At 41.3% G+C, this 25,049-nt stretch carries 27 protein-coding genes and 1 pseudogene; 1 reads left to right on the forward strand and 27 read right to left on the reverse strand.

All coding sequences use genetic code 11. The features are described 5' to 3' along the window. Nucleotide 1: 1 nt before the first annotated feature. From ACWF5P_RS13430 to ACWF5P_RS13520, 19 genes are all read right to left on the reverse strand, one after another. Nucleotides 2-340: a DUF485 domain-containing protein gene (locus ACWF5P_RS13430; RefSeq protein ID WP_101222389.1), complete on the reverse strand. Its 339-nt coding sequence runs from the start codon at nt 338-340 to the stop codon at nt 2-4. Between the two features lie 460 nt (nt 341-800). Next, entirely contained in the window at nt 801-1,784 is a 984-nt protein-coding gene (hpaD, locus tag ACWF5P_RS13435; RefSeq protein WP_101222390.1) for a 3,4-dihydroxyphenylacetate 2,3-dioxygenase, read from the reverse strand. 29 nt (nt 1,785-1,813) lie between these two features. Next, nucleotides 1,814-3,328, reverse strand: a complete 1,515-nt coding sequence (gene hpaE, locus ACWF5P_RS13440) for a 5-carboxymethyl-2-hydroxymuconate semialdehyde dehydrogenase (RefSeq protein WP_434167313.1) — start codon at nt 3,326-3,328, stop codon at nt 1,814-1,816. A gap of 79 nt (nt 3,329-3,407) precedes the next feature. Then, complete coding sequence (gene hpaI / locus ACWF5P_RS13445; protein ID WP_434167314.1) at nt 3,408-4,325, reverse strand: 2,4-dihydroxyhept-2-ene-1,7-dioic acid aldolase; 918 nt, start codon at nt 4,323-4,325, stop codon at nt 3,408-3,410. A 108-nt stretch (nt 4,326-4,433) separates the two neighbouring features. Further along, nucleotides 4,434-5,111: a GntR family transcriptional regulator gene (locus ACWF5P_RS13450; protein ID WP_230176940.1), complete on the reverse strand. Its 678-nt coding sequence runs from the start codon at nt 5,109-5,111 to the stop codon at nt 4,434-4,436. A 224-nt stretch (nt 5,112-5,335) separates the two neighbouring features. Continuing rightward, nucleotides 5,336-6,520, reverse strand: coding sequence for a pyridoxal phosphate-dependent aminotransferase (locus ACWF5P_RS13455; RefSeq protein WP_230176941.1), 1,185 nt, complete (start codon nt 6,518-6,520; stop codon nt 5,336-5,338). Nucleotides 6,521-6,539: 19 nt separating this feature from the next. Next, on the reverse strand, nt 6,540-7,016 hold the full coding sequence (locus ACWF5P_RS13460; protein ID WP_063233239.1) for a cell wall elongation regulator TseB-like domain-containing protein: 477 nt from the start codon (nt 7,014-7,016) through the stop codon (nt 6,540-6,542). Between the two features lie 18 nt (nt 7,017-7,034). After that, nucleotides 7,035-7,205 (reverse strand): YpmA family protein, encoded by a 171-nt coding sequence (locus tag ACWF5P_RS13465; protein ID WP_064505144.1) that lies wholly within the window; start codon nt 7,203-7,205, stop codon nt 7,035-7,037. A gap of 155 nt (nt 7,206-7,360) precedes the next feature. After that, nucleotides 7,361-10,141 carry an ATP-dependent DNA helicase DinG gene (gene dinG / locus ACWF5P_RS13470; protein WP_434167315.1) on the reverse strand — a complete coding sequence of 927 codons (2,781 nt, stop codon included), beginning with the start codon at nt 10,139-10,141 and terminating at the stop codon, nt 7,361-7,363. Nucleotides 10,142-10,302: 161 nt separating this feature from the next. Beyond that, on the reverse strand, nt 10,303-10,686 hold the full coding sequence (gene panD, locus ACWF5P_RS13475) for an aspartate 1-decarboxylase (RefSeq protein WP_101222396.1): 384 nt from the start codon (nt 10,684-10,686) through the stop codon (nt 10,303-10,305). A gap of 25 nt (nt 10,687-10,711) precedes the next feature. After that, nucleotides 10,712-11,560, reverse strand: a complete 849-nt coding sequence (gene panC / locus ACWF5P_RS13480; RefSeq protein WP_434167316.1) for a pantoate--beta-alanine ligase — start codon at nt 11,558-11,560, stop codon at nt 10,712-10,714. Next, on the reverse strand, nt 11,557-12,393 hold the full coding sequence (gene panB, locus ACWF5P_RS13485) for a 3-methyl-2-oxobutanoate hydroxymethyltransferase (protein ID WP_434167317.1): 837 nt from the start codon (nt 12,391-12,393) through the stop codon (nt 11,557-11,559). Before panB ends, panC begins: the two co-directional genes overlap by 4 nt. A gap of 338 nt (nt 12,394-12,731) precedes the next feature. Next, complete coding sequence (locus ACWF5P_RS13490) at nt 12,732-13,712, reverse strand: biotin--[acetyl-CoA-carboxylase] ligase (protein WP_101222399.1); 981 nt, start codon at nt 13,710-13,712, stop codon at nt 12,732-12,734. Then, nucleotides 13,697-14,881, reverse strand: a complete 1,185-nt coding sequence (locus ACWF5P_RS13495) for a CCA tRNA nucleotidyltransferase (protein WP_434167319.1) — start codon at nt 14,879-14,881, stop codon at nt 13,697-13,699. The genes ACWF5P_RS13490 and ACWF5P_RS13495 overlap by 16 nt, the downstream gene beginning before the upstream one ends. Nucleotides 14,882-14,894: 13 nt before the next feature. Continuing rightward, the gene (gene bshA / locus ACWF5P_RS13500; protein ID WP_434167320.1) at nt 14,895-16,034 is read right to left on the reverse strand and encodes an N-acetyl-alpha-D-glucosaminyl L-malate synthase BshA; all 1,140 of its coding nucleotides are present in this window, start codon (nt 16,032-16,034) and stop codon (nt 14,895-14,897) included. 4 nt (nt 16,035-16,038) lie between these two features. Then, complete coding sequence (gene bshB1 / locus ACWF5P_RS13505) at nt 16,039-16,752, reverse strand: bacillithiol biosynthesis deacetylase BshB1 (RefSeq protein ID WP_434167321.1); 714 nt, start codon at nt 16,750-16,752, stop codon at nt 16,039-16,041. Next, on the reverse strand, nt 16,736-17,161 hold the full coding sequence (locus ACWF5P_RS13510) for a methylglyoxal synthase (protein ID WP_101222403.1): 426 nt from the start codon (nt 17,159-17,161) through the stop codon (nt 16,736-16,738). The genes bshB1 and ACWF5P_RS13510 overlap by 17 nt, the downstream gene beginning before the upstream one ends. 18 nt (nt 17,162-17,179) lie before the next feature. Beyond that, entirely contained in the window at nt 17,180-17,980 is an 801-nt protein-coding gene (gene dapB / locus ACWF5P_RS13515) for a 4-hydroxy-tetrahydrodipicolinate reductase (protein ID WP_101222404.1), read from the reverse strand. Then, nucleotides 17,973-18,332, reverse strand: a complete 360-nt coding sequence (locus tag ACWF5P_RS13520) for a nucleotide pyrophosphohydrolase (RefSeq protein ID WP_101223448.1) — start codon at nt 18,330-18,332, stop codon at nt 17,973-17,975. The genes dapB and ACWF5P_RS13520 overlap by 8 nt, the downstream gene beginning before the upstream one ends. A 167-nt stretch (nt 18,333-18,499) precedes the next feature. On the opposite strand from ACWF5P_RS13520, the gene ACWF5P_RS13525 reads away from it, so the two are divergent. Then, entirely contained in the window at nt 18,500-19,372 is an 873-nt protein-coding gene (locus ACWF5P_RS13525) for a YitT family protein (RefSeq protein WP_452444961.1), read from the forward strand. A 199-nt stretch (nt 19,373-19,571) separates the two neighbouring features. Here ACWF5P_RS13525 and ACWF5P_RS13530 read toward each other — a convergent pair whose 3' ends face one another. The 8 genes and pseudogenes from ACWF5P_RS13530 to ACWF5P_RS13565 all read right to left on the reverse strand — a co-directional run bounded on the left by ACWF5P_RS13530 (nt 19,572) and on the right by ACWF5P_RS13565 (nt 24,926). Further along, nucleotides 19,572-20,066: a DinB family protein gene (locus ACWF5P_RS13530; RefSeq protein ID WP_260358992.1), complete on the reverse strand. Its 495-nt coding sequence runs from the start codon at nt 20,064-20,066 to the stop codon at nt 19,572-19,574. Between the two features lie 143 nt (nt 20,067-20,209). Continuing rightward, nucleotides 20,210-20,362: pseudogene (locus ACWF5P_RS13535) on the reverse strand (IS1595 family transposase); the annotation flags it as partial. A 117-nt stretch (nt 20,363-20,479) separates the two neighbouring features. Beyond that, on the reverse strand, nt 20,480-21,154 hold the full coding sequence (locus ACWF5P_RS13540) for a zinc metallopeptidase (protein WP_101222407.1): 675 nt from the start codon (nt 21,152-21,154) through the stop codon (nt 20,480-20,482). 85 nt (nt 21,155-21,239) lie between these two features. Continuing rightward, nucleotides 21,240-22,025, reverse strand: a complete 786-nt coding sequence (gene ypjB, locus ACWF5P_RS13545; RefSeq protein WP_101222408.1) for a sporulation protein YpjB — start codon at nt 22,023-22,025, stop codon at nt 21,240-21,242. 118 nt (nt 22,026-22,143) lie between these two features. After that, on the reverse strand, nt 22,144-22,740 hold the full coding sequence (locus ACWF5P_RS13550; RefSeq protein WP_434167323.1) for a DUF1405 domain-containing protein: 597 nt from the start codon (nt 22,738-22,740) through the stop codon (nt 22,144-22,146). A gap of 177 nt (nt 22,741-22,917) precedes the next feature. Beyond that, on the reverse strand, nt 22,918-23,685 hold the full coding sequence (locus tag ACWF5P_RS13555; RefSeq protein WP_101222410.1) for a menaquinol-cytochrome c reductase cytochrome b/c subunit: 768 nt from the start codon (nt 23,683-23,685) through the stop codon (nt 22,918-22,920). A gap of 56 nt (nt 23,686-23,741) precedes the next feature. Continuing rightward, nucleotides 23,742-24,416 carry a menaquinol-cytochrome c reductase cytochrome b subunit gene (qcrB, locus tag ACWF5P_RS13560; RefSeq protein ID WP_034307974.1) on the reverse strand — a complete coding sequence of 225 codons (675 nt, stop codon included), beginning with the start codon at nt 24,414-24,416 and terminating at the stop codon, nt 23,742-23,744. Nucleotides 24,417-24,419: 3 nt separating this feature from the next. Next, nucleotides 24,420-24,926 carry a ubiquinol-cytochrome c reductase iron-sulfur subunit gene (locus tag ACWF5P_RS13565; protein WP_034307977.1) on the reverse strand — a complete coding sequence of 169 codons (507 nt, stop codon included), beginning with the start codon at nt 24,924-24,926 and terminating at the stop codon, nt 24,420-24,422. Nucleotides 24,927-25,049: the final 123 nt, after the last annotated feature.

The raw sequence follows: 25,049 nt of genomic DNA on the forward strand, positions 1-25,049 counted from the left end.
TTCAAAGCCCTTCTTTCTCGATGATTTCTTTTATTTGTTCATCGATTCTTTCGGATTTCCTTACATATACGCTGCAAACCCATACAGACATAACCGTGATGGAGACACCGTACACCCACGCCCATGTTATGTCTCCAATGAAAGGGTGATCCAGGATATCAGTGTAAAAAACTAAGAAGGGCAAAAGCAGTGAATATCCCATAAAGAATATCGTAAAAGGGATTACGAATTTCTTTTTATCGGAAAGCATATTCTGAAACTCTTTGGAAGCAACAATCCTTTCATAATCCACTAGATTAGTTTGTTCCGATTCTTGAAGGTTTTTTTCCAATCGAACCATCTCTTCACACCTCTTCTGATATTTATTTTTCAAAGACGGTACTTTAAATAGTATTGAGCCTTTCCATTGCCAAATCTTTTCCAAAAACCCAAACAACTTATCTGCACAAGAAGGGCTAATCCCATCCCTAAGCTTTCCGAACGCATTTTGTCTAACCGGTGACACATACAGATAGGGCAGCAGTTAGTTCCCACTGCTGCCCTGTCCCAGACTATATCTTATAGAAGGCTTGCACTTTCGCAATAGACTTCGCTTGCATATCCTTCATCCGTTTTGGTTTATTTATACTTTCACGTTTCAAATCTTCCAGTTTTCCATCAAACTTTCACCAATTCCCTAAACGGTGACAATTGGTCTTGGAACAGGTATATATAAACAAGCGCCCTATCAAAATGACAATGTGCGGTCAATGTATGTTTTTGCCGAAACACTCGATCATTCATCCTGAAACCCGCTTTTTTCAGATGATGAATTCAGGCTTGCTTTTTGCCAGAATCGGTTCTTTAAGAGGAACTTCTTCACCTGATATTATATCAAGGACAGCAGAAGCCTCATCAAACCATGAATCCGGGGCTTTTGCTCCCCAAAATGTCTGGCGTCTTGGATCATTCAAATCCCAATGAATCGGTTCGATATCCGGGTCAGATGTTAAGTAATCCCCATTGTATAATTCGATTCTGTGACCGTCCGGGTCTCTTAAATATAGGAAGAATGCATTGGATAGGCCATGCCTTCCTGGTCCGCGTTCGATGGACTGTGCATATCCAAGTGATGCCAGTACATCACAGGCATGGATAATTGCAAGGGGGTCAGGCAGAAAGAAGCCTACATGATGAAGTCTTGGACCGATTCCGTTCATGAATGCCTGGTCATGGACGGTTTGCTTTCTATGTAGCCACGTAGCCCATAATTGGCCCGACTCATCCACTGTATCTTCCGAGCAGGCAAAACCTAATTCTTTCACATAAAAATCATAGGCTTTTTGGACATTTGTTACATTACAATTCACATGATCGATCCTTTGGACCCTTGACCCCCTATGCATATCGAATCTTTGCAGCAATCTCTCTGCTTTATCCATTTTGCTGAAAAACTCGATTGGCAATCCGGAAATATCCTGAACTCGGAGCGACTTGCCTAGTGCATGCTGTGTTCCTTCCTTCATCCACTTCATTTTCATTCCCTTGGACAGGAAGAAAGATTCCAATTCTTCAAGGTCCTCCTCTTTTTCAACCTTGTATCCTATCGCTTCAACGCTTGGCTTTTCTGCCTTTTGCAAGATAAGCGAGTGATGATGCGCTTCCTCTAAACCACGTAAATATATGTGATCATTCGTTCTTTCTGTTTCAATAAAACCTAAAGCATCCACATAAAAGGCTCTTGATTTATCTAAATCCGTTACATTAAGTATCGTTCTCGCAACACGAATAATAGAAAAATTCATTGTATTCTCCCCTTCTTTATGACACCCGATTATTTTTCAGCAGAAGAAACGGCATTTCGTTTTATGTCCCCAAATTTCGGAATGTGATGTTCTCCAATTGCTACGTGGATAACTTGTGTTTCCGTATAGAATTCAAAGCTATAATGGCCACCTTCACGTCCTACCCCACTATATTTCGATCCTCCAAACGGTATCCGCAAATCCCTTACGTTTTGGGAATTCACCCATACCATCCCACTATCGACAGCTTGAGCAAACCTATGTCCCCGTTTCATATCATTTGTCCATACATATGCAGCAAGCCCATACTTTACATCATTAGCCATTCTCAGTACTTCCTCTTCGGTCTTGAAAGGAATGACTGCCATGACTGGTCCAAAAATCTCTTCTTGTGCTACCGTCATATCATTTGTACAGTTCAAGAGAAGCGTCGGGGCAATATAATTCCCTTCGTTGAACGCACTTGGTATCGCACCGCTTACAATTTCAGCCCCTTCATCTTTTGCTATATCCAGATAACGGGAGACATTATTAAAGTGGTCACGATGGATCAGCGGTCCGATTTCCGTTTCTGGATCCATTGGGTTTCCAATTTTGATATTATGAACACGTTCCTTCAATTCTGCAACGAACTGGTCTATTATCGATTCATGGACAAATAATCTGGAATTGGCTGTGCATCGCTCCCCATTGAATGAATAGATTCCCCAAACCACCGAATCCAGGGCCTTTTCCAGATCGGCATCTTCAAAAATGACGGCTGGTGATTTACCTCCGAGTTCCATGGAAAAACGTTTCATCGTATCCGCACCATTTTTAATGATTTCAGCGCCAGTTGTCGTTTCTCCGGTAAAGGATATCAATTGGACCTCTGGATGGGCAACCAAGGACGCCCCAGCTGTCTCCCCAAAACCGTGAACGATATTGAATACGCCCTTTGGCAGACCGGATTGGTCAATGATTTGTGCTAATTTATTGGCAGTCAATGGAGACCACTCCGCCGGTTTAAGGACACATGTATTACCTGTAGCCAGAGCCGGGGCGATCTTCCAGGTTTCTAACATGAAAGGCGCATTCCAAGGAGTGATTAATCCTGCCACTCCTATCGATTTATGAATCGTATAATTGATGAAAGTGTCATCCACTTGATACGACTCCCCTATCAGCCTGCTTTTCACCATTTCAGAATAAAAACGAAAATTCTCCGCTCCCCTTGCCGCCTGTTTTTTTGTCTGGCTAATCGGCAACCCTGTATCAAGGGATTCCAAAAAGGAAATTTCTTCGGCATTCTCTTCTATTAAATCAGCAATCCTATTAATGTACTTCAATCTTTCTTCCACTTTCATCGTTCTCCATGGACCGTTATCGAATGCAGCTCTTGCGGCGGCTACCGCTTGATCAATATCCTCTTTAAATCCTTCTGCCACATTATTGATTGCTTGATTATTAAAAGGGCCTAGATTTTCAAATGTTTTTCCTGAGATTCCATCAACAAATTGACCATTGATGTAATGCTTGACATCTTGCACCGGAAAAGTTTGCATGAATAAATCCTCCTTTAAAAATTAATTCAGGAAGATGACAATAATCGTTTGGATTTGTGCAATCTTCCCAATCTAGCAATTATGACTGGATTTTTTGGTCAATCAAACCGTATGATTGAAGGGTTTCACGCAGTTCTTTTTCCAACGGTTCCGAAGGCGGTCCCATCGGCGGCCGTAATGCAGGATTGATTTTCCCCATCATCCCCATCGCAGCTTTTAATGGTCCTGGATTGGTTTCTTTAAACAAAACATCATTCAATGGCATTAATTTGTAATGGAGGTCAAGTGCCTTTTCCACATCACCCTCCACCCAATGGTTATAAATTTCAGCCACTTCTTTAGGAGTGATATTAGCTGTAGCACTAATATGTCCTGCTCCTCCAATAGCCAGCATCGGATAGCATAATAATTCGATGCCAGAATATAAGAGAAAATCCCTTCCGCAATTCAATAAGACACGGTTCACATGTTCAAAATCTTTATTAGATTCCTTTACGCCAATTATATTTTCACAATCTTCAGCAAGGCGTGCCAATGTCTTAACTTCCAAATTCGTTGCCGTTCTTCCGGGAATGTTATAAACGATAAGCGGGATATCAACGGATTCGGCCACCGTCTTAAAGTGATTGTAAAGTGCCTGCTGATTCGGCTTATTGTAATAAGGAACGATGACTAAAGCAGCATCAGCCCCCATTTCCTGTGCCCTTTTAGTCAAATGCAATGTTTCTTTCTGATTGGCAGATCCAGTACCTGGTGCAACCGGAACACGTGCTTTTGCTGCTTTGATTGCCGTTTCCATCACTAATTCCCGTTCCTCAATCGTTAGAGAACTCGGCTCGCCGGTAGTCCCGCATACCGAGATTCCATGGGAACCGCTTTCAATATGCCAGTTTACAAGATTTTCAATGGCCTTTACATCCACTTCCATCTTGTCATCAAATGGAGTGATAATTGGAGCTATGGATCCTCTTAAACGACTTTTGATTTCCTCGTACATTTTTTCTACCGCCCTTTCATTATTTGAATATTCGGAATAATTAAATGAAAAAATCGGCCTTGCTTTTATGAATAATCGATCGACTATTATAAAACAAGGCCTGGGTCATCAAAGTGCCTGATCGTGATTAGTTTCCGACCTCTGCTTGAATGTATTGATGGCATTCAGTTTATGCTTTCTAACCAGAGATTCGATTTCTTCAAAAGATGCTTTTTCCTTTAAAAGCTTTATGATGCTTTCATGTTCGCGAATCGATTGGACTGCGCGTTGCGGTACCATGGTGAACATGGACTTTCTGACTCTATTCATTCTTTGTTGAGCCTGTTTAATTTCCTCCTTCAAAAAGGAATTTCCGCACTTTTCATAAATTTCCTCATGGAAACATTCGTTTAACTTACCAAACAGCTCTAATTCAAAGTTATGGAGGGCTTTTTCCATTTCCTTGTTTAAATTAATCAGATTTTCAAAATCATCATCTTTCATCGTTAAAGAACTAAGGGCAGCTGCATATCCTTCAAGCAAAGATAGAACTGAAAGAGTTTCAATGTATTCGCTCTCATTAATGCTTGTAACCACTGCTCCACTATAAGGCTTATATTGAATAAGGCCGTCGGATTCCAGTTGTCTGATCGCTTCCCTGACAGGAATCGGACTTAGACTAAGTTCTTTTGCCGTTTGATCGATAATGATCCGCTGTCCAGAACCATATGTTCCATCCAAAATTAATTTACGAAGGTGCTCATAAGCTATTTGCTTTTTGCTGGGTATTTTGTTTTTCTCTTCCATATTTTCATCATATATGAAATCATATATGATTGCAATCGATTTTTATTAAAAATCATATATGATTTTTTCTTTATGTACTGTTTCTCTGCAGGACTTAATGGGACAAAAACTCCATTGATAAAAAGGGAGATCAGTAATCGACCTTTCCTGTGCCATAGATATAATTCAACTAAAATAACCTGCAGACACTGATGTAGCCAGGTAGTCTGCAGGTTATTAAAAAATTATGCCATTTTTGATTTAACGAATGAATGTATTCTTTCAACTGCTGCTTCCAGCAGCTCCAGTGAAGTTGCATAAGAGAGTCTGATGTTATCAGGTGCACCGAACCCTGAACCTGGAATAACAGCCACTTGAGCTTCTTCCAGCAACGCAGTCGTAAAATCTTCGACATTGCTGTACCCTGTTAATTCAACTGCACGTTTAACGTTCGGGAATAAATAAAATGCCCCTTGTGGTTTAATGCAGCTTACTCCTGGAATTTCAACCAATTTATCATATATCTTATTCAAACGGCCTTCAAATGCCTGACGCATTTCCTCAACTGGCTCCTGCGTACCTTCATAAGCCGCAATAGCACCATATTGAGCAGTTGTGGTAGGATTTGATGTGCTATGGCTGGCAAGGTTCGCCATTGCTTTAATGATGGACTCATCACCGGCTGCATAACCTATTCTCCAGCCAGTCATCGAATGCGATTTAGAAACACCATTGATGATGATCGTTTGCTTTTTCAATTCAGGTGAAATCTCTGCAATGGATGTATGTTTAGCATTTCCATATACCAATTTTTCGTAAATTTCGTCGGAAACGATCAAGATATCATGAGCCAGGCAAACTTCCCCGATAGCCGCCAATTCTTCCCTGGAGTAAAGCATGCCCGTTGGATTGCTTGGCGAGTTGATGATAACCGCTTTCGTTTTTTCGGTAATTGCTTGTTCTAATTGTTCTTTAGTGATTTTATATTGATTTTCTTCCGTACCGACTACATAAACCGGCTTTCCGTCAGCAAGCTTGATTTGCTCAGGATAGCTCACCCAATATGGTATCGGAACAATGACTTCATCTTCTTCGTCCAGGATAGCTTGAAACAATGTGTAAAGCGAGTGCTTTGCACCTGAGCCAACTACAATTTCAGACGGTTTGTAATCCAAGCCTTGATCACGCTTTAATTTAGCCGCAATTGCTTCTTTTAGCTTCGGCAGACCAGCGGATGGCGTGTATTTAGTTTGACCTTCATTCATGGATAGAAGTGCTGCATCTATGATATGTTGGGGTGTATTATAGTCTGGTTCACCAGCACCCAAACCAATTATATCCAGACCTTGGGCCTTAAGCTCCTTTGCTTTTGCCGTAATGGCCAATGTTGTTGATGGCGTTAATGACTGAACCCGGTTCGCTAATTTCATATTAAATTAATCCTCCATTCTAAATGCTTCGATAATACTTTAGCCATTCCCCAGTTTTAAAATCATAATAGTCATAGTTAAAACGCTCGGATTCATCAAGATACGTTACTTCCCAAAGCGGAACGTTTTTTTCCATGCCTAGCTTAACCGAAATGATTTTTTGGGGATTAAGCTTTTCTTTGACAATGTTTAAAATCTCTTTTTTTGATTTACCATCTTTATAGTTTTCCACTACTATTTCTTTCTTCTTGTCCTCAGGAAGCCAGACTATTTTTTTAGTCCCTTTTTCTCCCTTACCAATGATGACGGAGTATGAATCCTGCCCATTATAAAGGTAGAATTCTTCCATGGTCACAAGGCCGCCCTCTTCCTTCGCCTTTTTAAAAGCCTCATTACCAGCCTCTTTTTTAGGCTGCAACGCTTTAATATATGCCCCGCTGACAAATCCGATAAAACAAAGGACCAGGATGGAAGCAATAATCAACCATTTTTTCAAAGCTGCTTTTCCCTCTTTCTATGTACGATAAATTGTAAATATCGCTTTTTCTTGATCTTCGGAATCCAATGCCAGACCGAACATTAAATCATCTTTTTTCAATGTTCGGTTCAAGGAATCCACAATTTTATACAGATCAGGAGAATGTTGCAACCTGACTGTTGAAATTACTTCGATTTTACTTTCCATGAGACGCCCCTCCATTTTAATAAATTGTCAACAACCACTGGTATGAATAGGATTTGAAGGCTTTACCACCTATCACATTATACCAGTTCAAAGGTTATTTTTCTTTATAAATTCATAAAAATCCATTTTAGATTAATGAAATATCTAAAGATTCTTTAAATCCACTTCTCTATCATTTCAGCCATTTCTGTTATTGAGGCTTGGTGCCAGTTCACTTCGGGAATGGCCTTTTGAAATTCAGGTCCGTATTTGGCAGTGATTATGCGGCGATCAAGTATAACCAAAACCCCTTTATCTTCTGGCGTCCGTATAAGCCTGCCGAATCCTTGCCGGAACCTTAACAGGGCCTCAGGTAAAGAATAAGCAGAGAAAGGATTACGCCCTTGCTTCTCGAGAAGTTGACATTTTGCTGCTGTCACTGGTTCATCCGGTGGCGAAAATGGCAGCCTGACAATGATTAAACAAGATAAATCCTCGCCTGGGATATCGACGCCTTCCCATAGGCTGGTTGTCCCAAACAGGACTGCTTTCTCGAAGTTTTGGAAATTCCTGAGCAGCCTCATCCGGCTTCCGCCAGAAATCCCTTGTGCAAACAGGGTGAACTCATCCAGGACCCCACTGTCTTTGATGGAATTATAGGTCGCCCGCAGCATTTCATGCGAGGTGAATAATACCATCATCCTCCCTTTCGCTGCTTGAGCGGCAGCAATAATATGGTTTGCCGCGGTTTCGGAGAATTCCTCCACCGATAAGCAATTGATATCTGGTAGATCATTTGGAACCAGTACCTTTACGAGTTCCTTATAAGGAAAGGGAGAAGGAAAACTTGCTGTCTGCATCGGTTCATTCTCTAAACCGAGTTGTTCTTTAAAATACTTAAAAGAATCTTTCACAACGAGGGTTGCCGATGTCATGACCACACTTTTTTGGCGTCCGAAATAGGAATCCCATAACCGTTTGCTTCCTGCAATCGGCTGAACCGTCAAAGTCACCCCATGCTGGGGTGCTGCATTCGTATAATCAAGCCAATAAATATTTTCTTCATGCGGCTTGATGAAGAATTCATGCAAGGAGTCCCTGGTATCCTGTAAATGTCCAAGCAGCACCTCGATATCATTCAAATGAAATAATGAATTTTTTCCTAATGGGGACTCATTATTCAATAAAAGGGCCAATCTTTTCTCTAACTCCGTGATGATGTATCCTAATAAATCCACCAATCGCTCAGCGACCAGAATCGCTTTACCCCATCTTCCATCATCTATTTTGAATGAAAGCCGTTTCGGACTCATGGAACGTGAAAGTTTTTCCGCCTGATTGGAAATGTAATAAAAAAGCTGTTCGAATTCATAAGAAAAATCACTAAGCTTTTGATCTAATTCATGCGTGGACTTCCCCTCGGCAAGTCCATTATTTAAGAGCATCCTGCCCAATTTATATAATAATTGCTTTTGATCTGATGTCCCTAGTCTGTTTAAAACCGTCTTCACCGAAATGTAATTTAGCCTGCTCCCAAGCTGTTTAGATGCTGCCTGTTCCAAATGGTGTGCTTCATCGAGTATCAAATACCCTTTTTTTGGAATCAAGGCATCTTCTGTAAGCAGATCCGTCATTAAAAATGAATGGTTAGTAATGATGATATCCGCCTTGGCGGCTGTTCTTTTTGCCCGTTCAAAAAAATCCAATTCAAGCCAGGGCTGTTTTAATCCGGCGTATGTAAGACCATCACTTTGCAGCCGATTCCAAAATAGCTGACCGCCGCTTGTAAGATTCAATTCATCTTTATCTCCTGTTAAGGTTTCAGTAAGCCAAACCAATATCTGCATTTTCGTTAATGCCGTTTCATAATTATCTTCCTTCTCACGCAATGCCCTTTCAAACTTTGCCAAGCTCAAATAATTACTTCTCCCCTTTAGCAAAACAGCTTGAAAGGTAAAGGGAAGTATTTTTTTAAGCTTGGGAACCTCATTTTGAAGAAGTTGATCCTGTAGCTGAAGCGTGTATGTTGAAACGACGACAGGTTTATGATGTTTTTTTGCAAAATAGACGGCCGGAAGCAGATAGCCTATGGATTTCCCAATACCTGTCCCAGCTTCAATGATTGCATCCTGGCTGGATTCGAAGGAATGGTTAATCATGTTCATCATAGCAAGTTGTCCGCTTCTTGCTTCAAAGGCAGGGTATGCACTTTGAAGCATGGCTATTTTTTTCTCATCATCAAGAGGAAATTCCGCCCCCGTGTCTTTTTGATCACCTTCGTCTTCGGCCTTTTTAAATGCAAGGCCCCTATAAGTAATAAGATCAGGTGAATGGACTTCTGCTTTAGCAAGTTTGCTTGCAATGCAAGCGTCTATCAATTCGGAAATCTCACTTTGTAAGGAATATGATAATCGATATAACTGTTTAAGTGTCATCACTGGAAGATTCATCAGCTTTTTTTTCAATTCCAATAATAATAAAGCGGTCGCATATGCATCACTATCCGCTTGATGGGGCCTGGAATGGTCTAGATTTTCTTCTTTAGCCAGCTGGTGCAGCTTATATCCATCGGATGTTGGTTTTAATATTTTCGCTAACTCCACTGTATCAAGGGTTGAACCATAAAACGGCTCAAACCCGCATCGTACTAGTTCTTCCTGTAGAAAAGATAAATCAAATAATACATTATGGGCAACAAAACAAGCCCCTTCTATAAGCCGGGCAATATTTCCTGCAACATCTTCAAAGTCAGGTGCATTTTTTACCGTCTCGTTGCTTATTCCGGTCAACTCTTCAATAAACAAGGAAATTTCCTGTCCAGGGTGGATATATGTGGAGTATTCATCCACAATTTGGTCATTTTCGATGACCACGCCAGCAAATTGAATAATCCTATCCCCTTTTTTCGGAGAATTCCCTGTTGTTTCCAAATCGACCACTACATATCGTTGCATCATGAATTGTACACCTCAAACTTCACTTTCTCCACTTCCTGATGGAATTCTCTTATCTTTTTTATACCATAATAATCGTAATAAAGGAAACAAGCGGTTCACCAACGGACGAAAAGGGCCGGCACCTGTATGCATGATCCATGCATATTGTGCCGGCCCTCCGCTTACATGACTGTAGCTGCAGGTTCGTTTGAAATCAGATCAATGATTTTGTTATTTTCATCCATGATCGCAACTTTTGGTTTATGATCCCCCAGTTTATCCTCTGAAACCATCACATAAGAAATGATTATCACGATATCATCCGGCTGCACCAGTCTTGCTGCCGCTCCGTTCAAACACACGACACCGCTGCCCCGTTCTCCCGCAATCACATACGTTTCAAGTCGTGCACCATTATTATTATTCACGATGGCGACTTTTTCATTAGGCAGAATACCCACCGCATCAATTATATCCTCATCAATCGTAATGCTGCCTACATAGTTCAAATTAGCCTCAGTAACCCTTGCACGGTGGATTTTTCCATTCATCATCGTTCGAAACATCTCAATACCCCCTGATTTTCATGAATTATTCTACATTTAAAGTGATATTATCAATTAGTCTTGCATGCTTGAACTTGACAGCCATTGCAATGATGATGTTTCCAGCCAGCGATTCAAGCGGTTTAAGTTCCGGGTATTGATAGACTTCAATATAGTCGATCACTCCACTTGTGTGGGCACCAATATGTTCACTTACTAGAGCCGTGACGGTTGCTGCATTTCTTTCACCTGATTCAACCGCCTCTTTGGCCTTCAATAAACTTTGGTACAGCTCTTTAGCCTCCAAGCGCTCCTGAACTGATAGGTTCACATTTCGCGAGCTCTTCGCTAACCCATCTTCTTCACGTACAGTATCCACTGCAATAAGCTGGATAGGGAAATTGAAGTCTTTGATCAGTCCATCTATCACGGCGACTTGCTGGGCATCCTTCTTACCAAAGTAAGCTCTATCAGGAAGGATGATATTGAAGAATTTCGTTAAGACTGTCGCAACACCATCAAAGTGTCCGGGCCTTTGTCTGCCGCATAAAACATCCGTCCTGCTTTGGACAACAACTTTTACAGATGGTTCTTCACCGTACATTTCGTGGACAGTTGGATAGAAGAGATAATCAACTCCGCCATTGGCTGCGACTTTTTCATCACGTTCCAAATCCCGCGGATATGTTTCAAAATCCTCATTGGGTCCAAATTGCGTCGGATTGACAAAAATACTTAATACCACAATGTCATTTTCTTTGCGCGCCTTTTCCAAAAGGGTTGCATGCCCCTCATGTAAAAACCCCATTGTCGCTACATAGCCAATGCTTTTGTTATTGTTTTTTCCCTCTCTAAGTGCCAATTGCAAAGCAGCTGCTGATGTAAATGTTTTCATCTTTTCCCTCCGTAAAGTTCGGAAAGCTGCTCTTCCTTCATCGTGAATGTATGTTTCTCCGACGGAAAAACTTTAGATTTCACTTCATTCACGAAGCTTGTAAGCGCTTGGCCAATCAGTTCATTTGCATCTCCATAAACTTTTACGAATTTCGCCAGCCGGTCTACCCCGTACTTGATGACATCATGGTAAACGAGGACTTGACCATCCGTTTCAGCTCCTGCCCCAATTCCAATGGTTGGAATGTCAAGGTTCCGTGTGACGAGTTCCCCCACTTGATATGGAACACATTCTAAGACTACTGCCATCGCCCCCGCAGCTTCACACTTTCTCGCATCTTCCAAGAGCTGTGCTGCACTTTCGGCATCTTTTCCTTGTACTTTATATCCGCCCAGAACGCCGACTGATTGAGGAGTCAAGCCAAGATGGGCTACAACCGGGATGCCCGCCTTGGTCAATGCTGATATTTTTTCAACAACATCATCCGCTCCCTCAAGCTTTACGGCATCTGCATGACCTTCCTGCATGATCCTGGCTGCATTCTTGAGTGTTTCATCCATAGATAGGTGATAGCTCATAAATGGCATATCCGTTACGACAAATGTATTCGGTGCCCCGCGTTTTACTGCCTTTGTATGATGGATCATGTCATTCACCGTAACTGGAATCGTTGAATCATATCCCAATACGACCATTCCTAAAGAATCTCCGACTAAAATCATGTCTACACCTGATTGTTCGGCTAACTTTGCTGACGGGTAATCATAAGCCGTCAGCATGACAATCTTCTCTTGATTTTGTTTCATTTTCAAAAAATCTCCGGACAATTTCATTACGTTTCCTCCTTTTGATGGAGGAGATGAAAACATCAGCGAAAACTGGTGTCTATACATTCATCCGCAAAAAAAGGACTGACTAAAAAAGTATCTGTTTCGCTACGAAAAATGGCTGAAAAAGCCCAAATTCGATCAATAAACAGACTCATCTTTTAGTCAATCCCTTTGTTTCATCAGAAGTTTCATCCCTCCGTCCCCGTCCAGTTCTCTGGATCAAGGCAGATTTTCAAATAATTTGGTATTTATGGGGGTGCAGTTCACATGATACTGCCCACTTGCATTATATCAAGCCAAATTGAAAATTTCTATTTAATTTTCACGAATTTGACAAAAATCTACTGAATTTCAATATCTGCAGAATATATCGAATGTACGGTTCCTTTGCCGTCTTCAAGAAGTAAAACGCCTGAATCCGTTATGCCCAACGCTTTTCCGACAATCGTGTCATTAACGGTGCTCGCTTTGATTACCTGTCCAAGACTGATCGCATAACTCTCCCATAAATCCTTTATTGGCATGAAGCCCTGATCTAAATAGAGTTCGTACAAATTTTCCAGACGAAACAATGCTCGTTGAATGACCTTGGACCTTGAAACCGTCACTCCACTTTCTATGAGAAGGGAAGACGCCTTTTCCTGCAGATCTTCAGGAAAATCCTCCAATTGCTGATTGATATTCATTCCAATTCCGATAATGACAGAATGGATCCTATCTGATTCCGCCTGCATCTCCGTAAGGATGCCCACCACTTTCTTGCGATTCACCAAAATATCATTCGGCCACTTTATTTGCGGCTTCAAATCAGTGGTATCCTCTATAGCCTGAGCAACAGCGACCGCGGCCAATAATGTAAGCTGTGGAGCCTCATGAATCGGGATTTTCGGCCTCAAGATGAGACTCATCCATATGCCGCTGAATTTTGGGGAATGCCAAGATCTCATTAGCCTTCCTTTTCCGGATATCTGCTCCTCGGCAACGACGAGGGTCCCCTCCTGAACGCCTTCATTAGCGAGTTGATGCGCAATTTTTTGCGTGGATTCCACAGTTTCCTGATAGTGGATCATCTTGCCGATCGTTTTTGTTTCCAAGCCAAGCTGTATTTCGCTCTCGGACACTTTTTCCGGCGCTGATATGATCCGGTAGCCTTTTTTCCTTACGGCTTCAACATTATACCCTTCACTGCGCAGGTCTTCTATATGCTTCCAGACAGCTGTGCGCGAACAGCCAATGTATTCAGCAATTTCCTGACCGGATATAAATGCACCATCCGCTTTTGAGAGGGCTTCCATCAGCTTTGTTCTTAACTCAGATTGCATTTCACCAGCCACCTCTTTATTTCTTCTTTATCATTTCTTAATTCTTCATTCAAGACAGCTTTCAATACTTTTTCCAAGTATTCCTTGACCCATGGACCTGGCTTTTCTTGTTGCCAATTCAATAAATCCATTCCCGTAACGGCAAGATCCGACATTTGTTTAATAATAAGTCCATTATAGCTTTGATGTGCATTCTCCTCCGCATCCGATACATTCCCGCCAGTCATCGCCGCCCTGACTTTTGCAGCTTGTACAGTTACGTCATGCCCTGCCTGAAATACATCGATGGCTGATGGATCTTCTTTCTTCACTAGCTGTATCGTACGTTGAACGTTTCTTATGCTTTTCAATGGCAGCTTCCATTCCCTCAAAGCCTCTTCCATTTCCTGATCTTTTGTGTGAACCATGATTATAGACCATATTTCTGCCGCTTTCAGTTGATGAAGCGGCAGGTTCAGTAATTCCATTAAATGTTCCTTTTTACTGGAGAATAGAGGCAGGTATTGATACAAACCGCTTTCCAGCAAGAGTGAAAAAGCCCTTAACTTATTCGAGCCTGCCAATAGTTTCTCAAATTCAACCAGGATTCTTTCGACAGCAATTTCACTGATGATCTGGGCGTTTTCTTTAAGGGAATCAAAGGTTTCTTGATCCAGTTCAAAATCAAGTTGACTGATGAATCTTAATGCACGCATCATTCTCAATGCATCCTCATGAAACCTTTCATGCGGGTTGCCAACCGTGATGATCCTTTTTTCAGCCAAATCTCGCTTACCATTAAATGGATCGATGATCTTACCGGTCTTATCCATTGCCACTGCATTCATCGTAAAATCTCTTCTTTGCAAATCCTCAGTCAAAGAACGGACAAATTGTACAGCATCGGGTCTGCGAAAATCCGAATACCCGCTTTCCGTTCTAAACGTCGTAATTTCGTATGTACCCGTATCCGTTATGACGAGCACTGTTCCGTGGTCAATCCCGATATCAGCCGTATTAGGAAAAATCCTTTTGATTTCCTGGGGTGTTGCGGAAGTGGCGATGTCCACATCGTTAATGGGTCTGCCAAGGATATAATCCCTTACAGAGCCGCCAACGAAATAAGCCTCGTATCCTGCTTCTTCAATCAATTCCAGAATGGGTACTGATTTTAAGAATAATCGATCCATCAGCATCCCCTCCCTATTCGATGGATTTACCTTCAAGTGCTTGAATGTAGATGGCTTCATACTCAGCCATAATCGTATCACTATGAAATTCAGTATTGGCCCTTTCCAGCGCAGCTTCAGAAAAGCGTTTATGTAAAACCGGGTCGCTTAAAAGTCCAATCGCTTTTTCAGCAACCATTTTGACATCTCCCAATTCACAAATATAACCAGTCTCCCCGTCAACGATGACTTCAGGAATTCCCCCGATATTTGTCCCTATACAAGGAACTCCACATGCCATCGCCTCGAGTAGCACAAGTCCGAAACTCTCTTTTTCCGATAACAGGAATATCAAATCACTGATTGAATATAATTCGGCAAGGTTATCCTGCTTACCAAGAAACAAGACCGAATCATCGATTCCAAGATCATTAGCCAATTTCAAAACGGTTGTCACTTCCGGTCCGTCCCCTACGAGCAGAAGCTTTGCAGGCATTTTCTTTTGAGTTAGATAAAAAGCTTGGATGACGTCTTTCACTCGTTTGACCGAACGGAAATTCGAAACATGTATGATCACTTTTTCATCTGCACTGATTCCGTATTCATCCTTAAGGTAATCGGAATTGGATTTATGGTAATCTCTTTCATCAATAAAATTATAAACGGTTTTGATTTCCTTATCCGGTGCGATTAATTCGTGCGTCTGCTGAACAAGGGAATTAGATACTCCTGTAACGACATCCGATTGCTCTATCCCGAATTTTATCAAATTGGTCAATGAGGGATCATGGCCTAATACGGTTATGTCCGTACCATGCAGTGTGGTTACGATCTTTACTTCATTACCTGACATCTGCTTTGCAAGGATTGCACAAACAGCATGGGGAATTGCATAATGAACGTGGAGAATATCTAATTTCTCCCGCTTTACGACATCCGCTATCTTGCTCGCAAGCGCGAGGTCATATGGTGGATATTGAAAGACAGAATACGAGTTCACTTCAACTTGGTGATAAAAAATATTACAGTACATCTTATTCAAGCGAAAAGGGAGGCTTGAAGAAATGAAATGTATCTCATGTCCTTTTTCTGCAAGCATCTTGCCTAATTCAGTTGCTACGACACCAGAACCCCCAACTGTAGGGTAACAGGTAATTCCAATTTTTAATTTCATAAGATTATTTTTCTCCTAACAAGTCGGCATCGATCAGTAACGGTTTTTTAGTCATGAATCCCTCCGCATAGGCGACACCCACTTCTTTACCGAACATCCGCTCCCGTGCCTCGACAGTCTCGATATAGCCATTAACCAGCGGTGTTTCTACAGATACTTGACTTTCTTCGAATTGGCTGCGATATGCCCTAAGGCTATCCAGCTTTTTCGATATTGTGGAACTGATGTCCACGACGAAGTCCGGTTTGTGAAACCCATTGATCATATAATAGTACATATTTTGGACACGATGAGAATCCACGCCTGCTTCTTCCATATACTTCCTTACTCCTGCCGAAAAAACTGCTTCCTCCACTAATTTGGCACAGTTACCATGATCGGGATGGCGATCTTCCAAAAATGGTGCAAATACAAGTGCAGGCTTATATTGGCGAATGACCGTAATGATTTGATTTATGTATTCCGCTTTCATGTATAGGCCCCGGTCGGGTAAATCAAGGGAAATCCTCTTCACCCCAAGGATTTCAGCAGCCTTATGTGCTTCCTCCTGACGCAATGGAACGGTTCCATTGGAAGACATTTCAGCTTTTGTCAAATCACAAATGACAATTTCCCTGCCTTGTTGCGCATATTTGGCGATCGTGCCACCCATACCGATTTCAACATCATCCGCATGTGCGCCAAAAGCCAGAATATCTATGTTACTTTTGTTTATCATTTATCTCACCTTGTTTTTTCCGTAGTTTTAGCCAGTCCATATACCCATGCTTCAAACCTTGTATCAGCACTTCTGCCGTGCCCATATTTGTCGCCAAAGGAATTTCATAAACATCTGATAGGCGTATAAGCGCCGATACATCAGGTTCATGTGGCTGTGATGTCAATGGATCGCGGAAAAATAGGACCATGTCCATTTCTCCACGCGCGATCATCGCACCTATTTCCTGATCCCCTCCAAGAGGTCCTGAATGAAAACGATGGACAGGCAGCGATACTTCTTCCATGATTCTTTTCCCGGTCGTTCCTGTAGCATATAATTCATGCTGCTCAAATACATCTTTATAGGCTGTTACAAATTGAATGATATCTTCTTTTTTCATATCATGGGCAATTAAGGCAATTTTCATCGTAAACCCTCCTGATCCCTATTCAATAATATTTTCCAGGCCGTATACAAGAACATCCAATTTCATGACAGTATCGACAGCAAGTTTGACTCCTGACATGAAGGAAGCTCGATTAAAGGAATCATGCCGAACCGTCAATAACTCTCCATCACTTCCGAAAAGCACCTGTTGATGGGCAACCAATCCAGGTAGCCGGACACTGTGGATATGCATGCCATCTACATTTGCGCCTCTTGCCCCCTGTATGGTTTCTTTTTCATTAGGGTGCCCCTGTTGTTTCGTTTCACGTACTGCTGCAATCATGTCTGCCGTTTTTGAAGCAGTTCCAGAAGGTGCATCCAGTTTTTGATCATGGTGCATTTCTATGATTTCCACATCCGGGAAGTATTTTGCGGCCATTTGGGAAAACTTCATCATCAAAATGGCTCCAATTGCAAAGTTTGGCGCGATGATGCAACCAATGCCCTTTTCTTTTGTTAATGAATCCAGCTTCGTTAAATCTTCCTTAGTAAAACCAGTCGTTCCCACTACAGGGCGGATGCCATGATTAAGTGCCGTTTCGGTATGAAGCATCCCCACTTCCGGTGTGGTCAAATCAATCAATACATCCGCCTTTACGGAAGAAAAGCATTCATTTATATCAGAAAAAACAGGTGCTTCAATACCGTGAAAACCTTCTATTGCGGAGAGGCTTTCCCCGTTATGCTTGCGATCTATGACAGCTGCCAATTCAAACCCTTCTGTCCTATGTACAAGCTTCACCGCTTCATTACCCATTCTGCCACGTGGACCAGCTACAATCACTTTAACTTTACTCATCTTTACCTTCCTCCTCCATTTTTCCTTCTTTTCTTGTCCATCTATCTTTATCACGGGTTGTGAACTTTTTCATGACCAAATCATGCGAATTTTGAAGGTCGATCCCTAAAGAATTGGCAAAACAAATCAACACAAAAAGCATGTCCCCCAATTCCGCTTCAATCGTATTCTCTTCTTCTGTTGCCTTCTTTGGTTTTTCACCATGGTAATGATTGACTTCCCTAGCCAACTCCCCAAGTTCTTCAGACATACGGGCCAGCATGGCCAGAGGGCTGAAATATCCTTCTTTAAATTGTCCTATGTATTGGTCGACTTCCGCTTGCATTTGTTGAATCGTCTTATGGTTTTCCATATAGTCACCCATTCTTGAATTTCGTTTTCAAACATCATACCTTCTCCATGTTAGCTAAAAGTGAAACAGATGACAACAGATACGTTCACGAATCAAAATTGCCCATAGTTGGTTAATTAGTTATAATAAGTAAATTAATGAAATGTAAACCTTTGGAGGTATAGGACATGCTTTTGGGCTTAAAATTGAAAAATATCATCTTCATCCTTTTTGGGGCTGGAATCTTCGCCTTTGGCCTTGTGCATTTTAACATGCAGAACAACTTGGCCGAAGGCGGATTCACCGGTCTCACATTGATTATATATCAACTTATCGGGATAAATCCTTCTTATTCTAATTTGATTTTGAATATTCCCTTATTTTTAATAGGGTGGAAATATTTAGGGCGCACTTCTTTCTTTTATACGATTATCGGAACGGTTGGCCTCTCCGTTTGGCTATGGGTTTTCGAGAGATACGAAATCGAAATCAACCTCGGAAACGATTTGATGCTGGTCGCATTGTTCGCCGGGGTCTCTGTTGGTGTCGGGCTGGGCATCATCTTTCGTTACGGCGGGACAACAGGCGGAGTGGATATCATTGCCCGTTTTGCCCACCGTTACTTAGGAATGGGCATGGGACGTACGATGTTCATCTTTGATGCAGTCGTCATTAGCCTGTCCATCCTTACCTACCTGGATTACCGTGAAGCGATGTATACCCTTGTTGCCGTATTTATAGGTGCCAGAGTAATCGACTTTATGCAAGAAGGAGCCTATGCTGCTAGAGGTGCAATGATCATTAGTGATAAAAACATGGAAATTGCAGAAAAAATCATGAATGATATGGAGCGGGGCGTAACTGTATTAAGGGGATATGGATCCTTTACACGCAATGACCGGGAAGTACTCTATTGTGTTGTCGGGAAAAATGAGTTAGTCCGCTTAAAAAATGCCATAACATCGGTGGACCCACATGCATTTGTATCAGTAAGTGAAGTTCATGATGTATTGGGTGAGGGCTTTACCCTTGATGAGAACAAGAACCCCATTGAAAGGTAATCCATTGATTAATGTTGCCCTGTCTTACTGCATTTTATTAGCAATGTGCAGCAAAAACTCTTTAAAATGAAAGGCTTTGTTAAGTAGTGTTGTTGTTGTTTTTCAGGAATAAGAATGGGAACGTCCGATTTGGACGTTCCCATTCTTATTCCATTAAAGCCCCCTATAATGGAATAACCGTAAAGCTAATGAAGCTTTTTTAAAAGCTGCGTTTCCCTGGCCAAGCTCCTTGCATTTTACTAAGGAATACAATTTGCCCAATATGATATGCGTCGTGCATTGCTAAACTCTTCAGTTCAAGCACTAATGAATTATCTTCTCCTGGGATCTGTCTATACAAATCTTCATGTTCTGATTTTGCTAGTATTTTTCCAAGTTCACGATGAACATAAAAGTATTCTTGTTTTGTTTCCTTCCAATTTTCTAACGTCTCAGTTGGTAATCGAAATGTAGATTCATTATTTTCTGCCTGTGGTTCATTCGCTGTTTCACCAAGAAATCGCATCAGAAATCTCTTTTCATAGAAAAGTAAATGACAAACTAATTCCCAAATGGAATTCATTGCCACATCAGCTGGTTTCCAAATTGCCTGTTCAAAAGTAATATCCTCTAGCACTTTTTCAAGTGGTGGAAACCAGTCTTCTTCATCTAAGCAGCTTGCCCATTGTTGTAGCAAAAGTGTCTTTACATCCATTTTCTATTCCCTCCAATTTAACCCCTTTAATAGATAATCCCTTTGGTCAAAATTCATTTGCGGCGTGTTGTAGATAGCTCACGGTGTCATGCCAATTCCTTGATCAATTAAACTGGCCCTTTAACGGAACAATGAACGTTCCGTTATTTGGAAAATTCTGATAATATTAGTTTATCATAAGTTGTGTTAAGTGAGAAAGAACAACTGTATAAAACCATTTTGGTTTTCGTAAAGTTATCTTTTATATGTTTGAAGGTGTCTAAGAATTGGAACCAGCTCAAAAAATGGTCTAGATATTAAGTCGCTACATCATCATTACTTAACGACCATTCGATCAAATCAAATAACAACATTATTCTTTAACAAAGCCAAATGAAAAGGACCCCATCCCAAGATGGAGTCCTTTTTTCAAATTAATCTTCTTCCCTCATTCCTGTATACATAAGCAGAAGACGAACTAATTCCAGTACAGCTACAAGAGCGGCAGCAACATAAGTCATCGCAGCAGCACTTAATACTTTTTTCGTTTCCCGTTCTTCATCATTCCGGATGACCCCAGCGGAAACGAGTTGATCCATAGCCCTAGAAGAAGCATTGAATTCAACCGGCAGTGTTATCACTTGGAACAATACAGCAGCTGACATAAATACGATACCCGCCAAAAGCAAATTAGGAAGTGAAGCTAGCATCCCGATTAAAATCAAAATCCAAGATATGTTAGAGCCAAAATTAGCTACCGGTACTAATGCATGGCGGAAACGCAAGAATGCATATGCTTCTTTATCTTGAATCGCATGTCCCACTTCATGGGCTGCAACAGCTACGCCGGCAACTGAATGGCCGTGATAGTTATCCGTTGATAAACGCACCGTTTTGTCCCTTGGGTCATAATGGTCCGAAAGCATTCCAGGTGTCTCTTCGACCCTGACATTGAACAATCCATTTTGATCCAAAATGGCACGAGCCGTCTCAGCACCATTCATTCCGGAAGAGGCCGATACCTTTGAATATTTTTTATACGTGCTTTTCACTTTCATTTGTGCATAAATCGGGATTAAAATAATAATCGCCAAATAAATGAAATACATGGAATCCTCCTATAAATCTTATTACCCTTAATTCTATGGATTGAAGGCAACCCTGTCAAATATAGTGTTCTCTACCCGTGTCTTTTTAATCATTATGCTCTTTCCTTGGTTTTTCCCTATCACCTTTATATTTTCTCCAGCCTACATAAGAAAGCGTCATGATAATAATTGAGCCTGTCGAAATGATGACCCACCAAAGGGAAGGATCTGCATCATCCTCACCCATATCATCAAAAATGGAGGTTAGTTCGTTTTGCAACGCATCCAGTTCCTCTTGATTATCTCCATCACTGATTACCTCCGGGCGGTATTGGTTGATGTATTGAATCCTCGTGTCCAGTTGCTGCATCGTTTCTTTTGAAAGGTCGACTTTCAAGCTTGGATATATCATTTCATATTGTGATAGGAATAAGTTCAATTGGCTATTGAATGTAATTGTGTCTTGTTTGATGGCGGCATTCTTTGTCTGCTGGAAAGAATTCATCATTTGATCCTCCATCTCTGTCCAAAGTGGCTGATGAGTGGACTTGACCGCATCAACAACAAGCCGGAACTTTGTAACAGAATTAACCTTTTCGGAATCTCCCTTGTTCATATCCTTTATTGTCATCAACGCCTCATTATGAGCTACAGTGATAATTCGAAGTTCGTCCATGTCAAGGATCTGCTCTTTCGCTGTATCTTTTAAAAACCGGTCAGAAAAAAACGTCAGCATCTTTTCCGAATCTCCATATCGCTTCAACTTGGTCATTTCCAAGGCTCTATCGGAAATGTCATCTAATTGCTCCAAACTTGAAGAGGATTCTGCATAGACAGGGAAATGTAAGACGACAAATAAAACAGCAATGGTTAATATGAATTTTTTCAACATGCTACTCGTCCCTCCTCATATCTCTACTAAAACGATATGAAAGAAAAAACATGAGTAGACCTCGTTCAACATAAAAAAGTTAACCATACTTTTACAAAGCTGTATTTAGTGTTGATTATTAAGAGATGAAGGACAGGGTGAACCGCTTTTTCCTATATCCAAAGAACCAGCCGACAAAAATGGAAAGTATGCTGAGCCAAAAAGTGAAATAACCTATCGAGTCCATATACACCAATAAATCACGGTATATTGGCATCATTTCAAAAACATAGTCGATTATGTCATTATGTATGGTCCAAATCCCTGCCACTATCAAATGCCAGGGTTTTATTCGATAAAACGGTGCATATAATACCCCTTGAATCGCCATCCCCAAATGAGAAGCCATTAACATATAACCTTCCCAAGGCAATGAACCTGTTGTCACTAAGGTCATCAAATTCATTACAACTGCCCATATGCCATATTTGAATAGTGTCATTATCGCCAACGCTTCAATAAGTCCAAAATTCCTTCTTAACAGGAACCCCAATAAAACAAAAACAAAAAACAGGCTAGCCGTCGGACTGTCCGGTACAAATGCCAAAAAAATCGCAGGAGTGTTTTCCAATTGACTGCCATACCAATAATATCCATAGGCAGTTCCGAATATATTTATTATTAATAACAAAACGAGCATTTGCCGATTTGCAAGGCAACTGTAGATAACATTCATTCTTTTACCCTCACTAACATTCTCATGTATTCTCATTTTACAGGCCATCAACCAGAAAACCAAGCATTCATTTCAATTTCTTCTCAATTACACTTCAATTTACCAATAAAAAAGCCGACAACCGTAGTCGTCAGCTTCATTTGCAGCATATGAAAGAAAATGCTGTGGATGGATATATTATTTTGCCGATAAACCAGATACAAATTCAGCTAATGTTGCCAATTCTTCATCTGTTCCTTTGAACATGCCAGCTGGCATAGCGCCCTGGCCTTTGACTGCGATTTTAGAGATTTCTTCTGGGCTCAAACCAGTGTCAATTAAGCTTGGCGCTCCTGCTCCACCAGTTAATTCTGCTCCATGACAGCTAATACAGCCATTAGAATCCATCAATTTATACCCATCGCTCTCTTTATCAATATCTGCACCTTCAACGATTGCTCCTTGCTTCTTGGAAGCTTCCCAATCGTGATGGGCTGCGGACTCCCATGTTAAATAGAAAACGCCGGCCATTGCCAATAGCATGAAGCCTACAGCAAAAGGACGTTTCGCCGGGCTCCGCTCTGGACCACGATCTAGAAAAGGTGCCAAGAGCAATGCCCCGAAAGCCAACCCAGGTATTACCATGGACCCGATTGCGTTATAAGGACCTGAAGCATAGGTATACTTAAGTAATTGGTAAAGGAATAGGAAATACCAGTCCGGCAGCGGAATATACCCTGTATCTGTAGGATCTGCTATCCTTTCCAATGGTGAAGGATGTGCAATTGTCAGGCAAAGATAACCTACAAGAAATACGGCTCCTACCATCCATTCTTTTAAAAGGAAATTAGGCCAAAATGCTTCAGTTTTCCCAGGATATTCTGAATAATCTTTCGGAATATTCGGTTTACGGTCCGCGGAGATACGCGAGTCACCTACGAATTTCATACCTTTCCCACGATGCATTGAACAATTCCCCTCCTTTATGAAAAGGTTTTTTTGGTTTTTGGTTCACCATTCTTTTATAGCGGACCTGAAATACCTTGTTTTCGGATCATCAGGAAATGAGCCGCTAGTAAAGCAAATAATGCTGCTGGCAGGAAGAATACATGAATCGCAAAGAATCGTGTCAATGTCTGTGCACCAACGATTGTTGGATCTCCTGCTATCAAAGTCTTGAGTGCCGGTCCCATTAACGGTACCGATTCGACAATTGTCAAAGTAACTTTCGTTGCGAATAGCGCTTTCATATCCCATGGCAATAAATAACCAGTCAAGCCTAGCGCCAGCATAATGAAGAAAATCAATACGCCGACCATCCAGTTCAATTCACGCGGTTTTTTGTAAGCTCCCTGGAAGAAGACACGAAGAGTATGTAAAAACATCATAACGATAACTAGACTTGCTCCCCAGTGATGCATACCACGGACAATTTGACCGAAGGCAACTTCATTTTGTAAATAATAAACAGATTCCCAAGCGTTTTTAATGTCCGGGACATAGTACATCGTCAAGAACATGCCTGACAAGATTTGGATGACCGTAATAAAGAAAGTTAACCCACCAAAACAATATACGAATGCAGAAAAATGATGTGCGGGGTTAACATGTTCAGGAACCTCATGGTCAGCAATATCCCGCCATAACGGCGTAATATCTAAACGCTCGTCCACCCAGTCATATAACTTTGTTAGCAATGTTTACGCCTCCCCGTGCGGTTTTAGTTGACCCAAATAAAGTATTCCATCTTTTTCTTTCGTGTCAAAGACATCCAATGGTGAAACCGGCGGTGTCCCTTTGACATTCATCCCATCTTTCGTATACCTGCCATAATGGCAAGGACAGAAAAATTGATTCGGATTAGTCTTATCCGTATTCCAGCCTACCGTACAGCCTAAATGCTTACAGATTGGAGATAAAGCAACGATCTTACCGTCATCCGTTTTGTAAACCCAAGCTGTATTTGTTTCTTCAGACTCATACCACCCATCGACCTGTTTAAAACTAAAGTCGACACGGGTTGGTTCGGTAGTCAGTTCACCTACCTTCTGTTTAGTTGCAACGTAATCCCCGCCTTTATCTGCTGATAATACAGGATCAATTGCAAACCTAACCATAGGCATCAACATACCGGCCGCCATAAATCCACCAACGCCAGTAAGTGTGTAATTAAGGAATTGACGTCGTGAAACATTATGCTTGCTCATGCGTTTTCCCCCCCTCTATTACTATACTGAGAGCCCAAAGGACCAATAAATAGCGACACTATAAAACTAGGACATTTCCATGATATCTCAATAATTTACCAAGGTCAATATTTGTAAAACCCA

The organism is Peribacillus sp. NPDC055009 (assembly GCF_053608705.1).

What these genes read in the sequence shown, in the direction of transcription:
- ACWF5P_RS13430 (WP_101222389.1), bottom strand. Translation starts at nt 340, where the DNA reads ATGGTTCGATTGGAAAAAAACCTTCAAGAATCGGAACAAACTAATCTA.
- hpaD (WP_101222390.1), bottom strand. Translation starts at nt 1,784, where the DNA reads ATGAATTTTTCTATTATTCGTGTTGCGAGAACGATACTTAATGTAACG.
- hpaE (WP_434167313.1), bottom strand. Translation starts at nt 3,328, where the DNA reads ATGCAAACTTTTCCGGTGCAAGATGTCAAGCATTACATCAATGGTCAA.
- hpaI (WP_434167314.1), bottom strand. Translation starts at nt 4,325, where the DNA reads ATGTACGAGGAAATCAAAAGTCGTTTAAGAGGATCCATAGCTCCAATT.
- ACWF5P_RS13450 (WP_230176940.1), bottom strand. Translation starts at nt 5,111, where the DNA reads ATGGAAGAGAAAAACAAAATACCCAGCAAAAAGCAAATAGCTTATGAG.
- ACWF5P_RS13455 (WP_230176941.1), bottom strand. Translation starts at nt 6,520, where the DNA reads ATGAAATTAGCGAACCGGGTTCAGTCATTAACGCCATCAACAACATTG.
- ACWF5P_RS13465 (WP_064505144.1), bottom strand. Translation starts at nt 7,205, where the DNA reads ATGGAAAGTAAAATCGAAGTAATTTCAACAGTCAGGTTGCAACATTCT.
- dinG (WP_434167315.1), bottom strand. Translation starts at nt 10,141, where the DNA reads ATGATGCAACGATATGTAGTGGTCGATTTGGAAACAACAGGGAATTCT.
- panD (WP_101222396.1), bottom strand. Translation starts at nt 10,686, where the DNA reads ATGTTTCGAACGATGATGAATGGAAAAATCCACCGTGCAAGGGTTACT.
- panC (WP_434167316.1), bottom strand. Translation starts at nt 11,560, where the DNA reads ATGAAAACATTTACATCAGCAGCTGCTTTGCAATTGGCACTTAGAGAG.
- panB (WP_434167317.1), bottom strand. Translation starts at nt 12,393, where the DNA reads ATGAAATTGTCCGGAGATTTTTTGAAAATGAAACAAAATCAAGAGAAG.
- ACWF5P_RS13490 (WP_101222399.1), bottom strand. Translation starts at nt 13,712, where the DNA reads ATGCAATCTGAGTTAAGAACAAAGCTGATGGAAGCCCTCTCAAAAGCG.
- ACWF5P_RS13495 (WP_434167319.1), bottom strand. Translation starts at nt 14,881, where the DNA reads ATGGATCGATTATTCTTAAAATCAGTACCCATTCTGGAATTGATTGAA.
- bshA (WP_434167320.1), bottom strand. Translation starts at nt 16,034, where the DNA reads ATGAAATTAAAAATTGGAATTACCTGTTACCCTACAGTTGGGGGTTCT.
- bshB1 (WP_434167321.1), bottom strand. Translation starts at nt 16,752, where the DNA reads ATGATAAACAAAAGTAACATAGATATTCTGGCTTTTGGCGCACATGCG.
- ACWF5P_RS13510 (WP_101222403.1), bottom strand. Translation starts at nt 17,161, where the DNA reads ATGAAAATTGCCTTAATTGCCCATGATATGAAAAAAGAAGATATCATT.
- dapB (WP_101222404.1), bottom strand. Translation starts at nt 17,980, where the DNA reads ATGAGTAAAGTTAAAGTGATTGTAGCTGGTCCACGTGGCAGAATGGGT.
- ACWF5P_RS13520 (WP_101223448.1), bottom strand. Translation starts at nt 18,332, where the DNA reads ATGGAAAACCATAAGACGATTCAACAAATGCAAGCGGAAGTCGACCAA.
- ACWF5P_RS13525 (WP_452444961.1), top strand. Translation starts at nt 18,500, where the DNA reads ATGCTTTTGGGCTTAAAATTGAAAAATATCATCTTCATCCTTTTTGGG.
- ACWF5P_RS13530 (WP_260358992.1), bottom strand. Translation starts at nt 20,066, where the DNA reads ATGGATGTAAAGACACTTTTGCTACAACAATGGGCAAGCTGCTTAGAT.
- ACWF5P_RS13540 (WP_101222407.1), bottom strand. Translation starts at nt 21,154, where the DNA reads ATGTATTTCATTTATTTGGCGATTATTATTTTAATCCCGATTTATGCA.
- ypjB (WP_101222408.1), bottom strand. Translation starts at nt 22,025, where the DNA reads ATGTTGAAAAAATTCATATTAACCATTGCTGTTTTATTTGTCGTCTTA.
- ACWF5P_RS13550 (WP_434167323.1), bottom strand. Translation starts at nt 22,740, where the DNA reads ATGAATGTTATCTACAGTTGCCTTGCAAATCGGCAAATGCTCGTTTTG.
- ACWF5P_RS13555 (WP_101222410.1), bottom strand. Translation starts at nt 23,685, where the DNA reads ATGCATCGTGGGAAAGGTATGAAATTCGTAGGTGACTCGCGTATCTCC.
- ACWF5P_RS13565 (WP_034307977.1), bottom strand. Translation starts at nt 24,926, where the DNA reads ATGAGCAAGCATAATGTTTCACGACGTCAATTCCTTAATTACACACTT.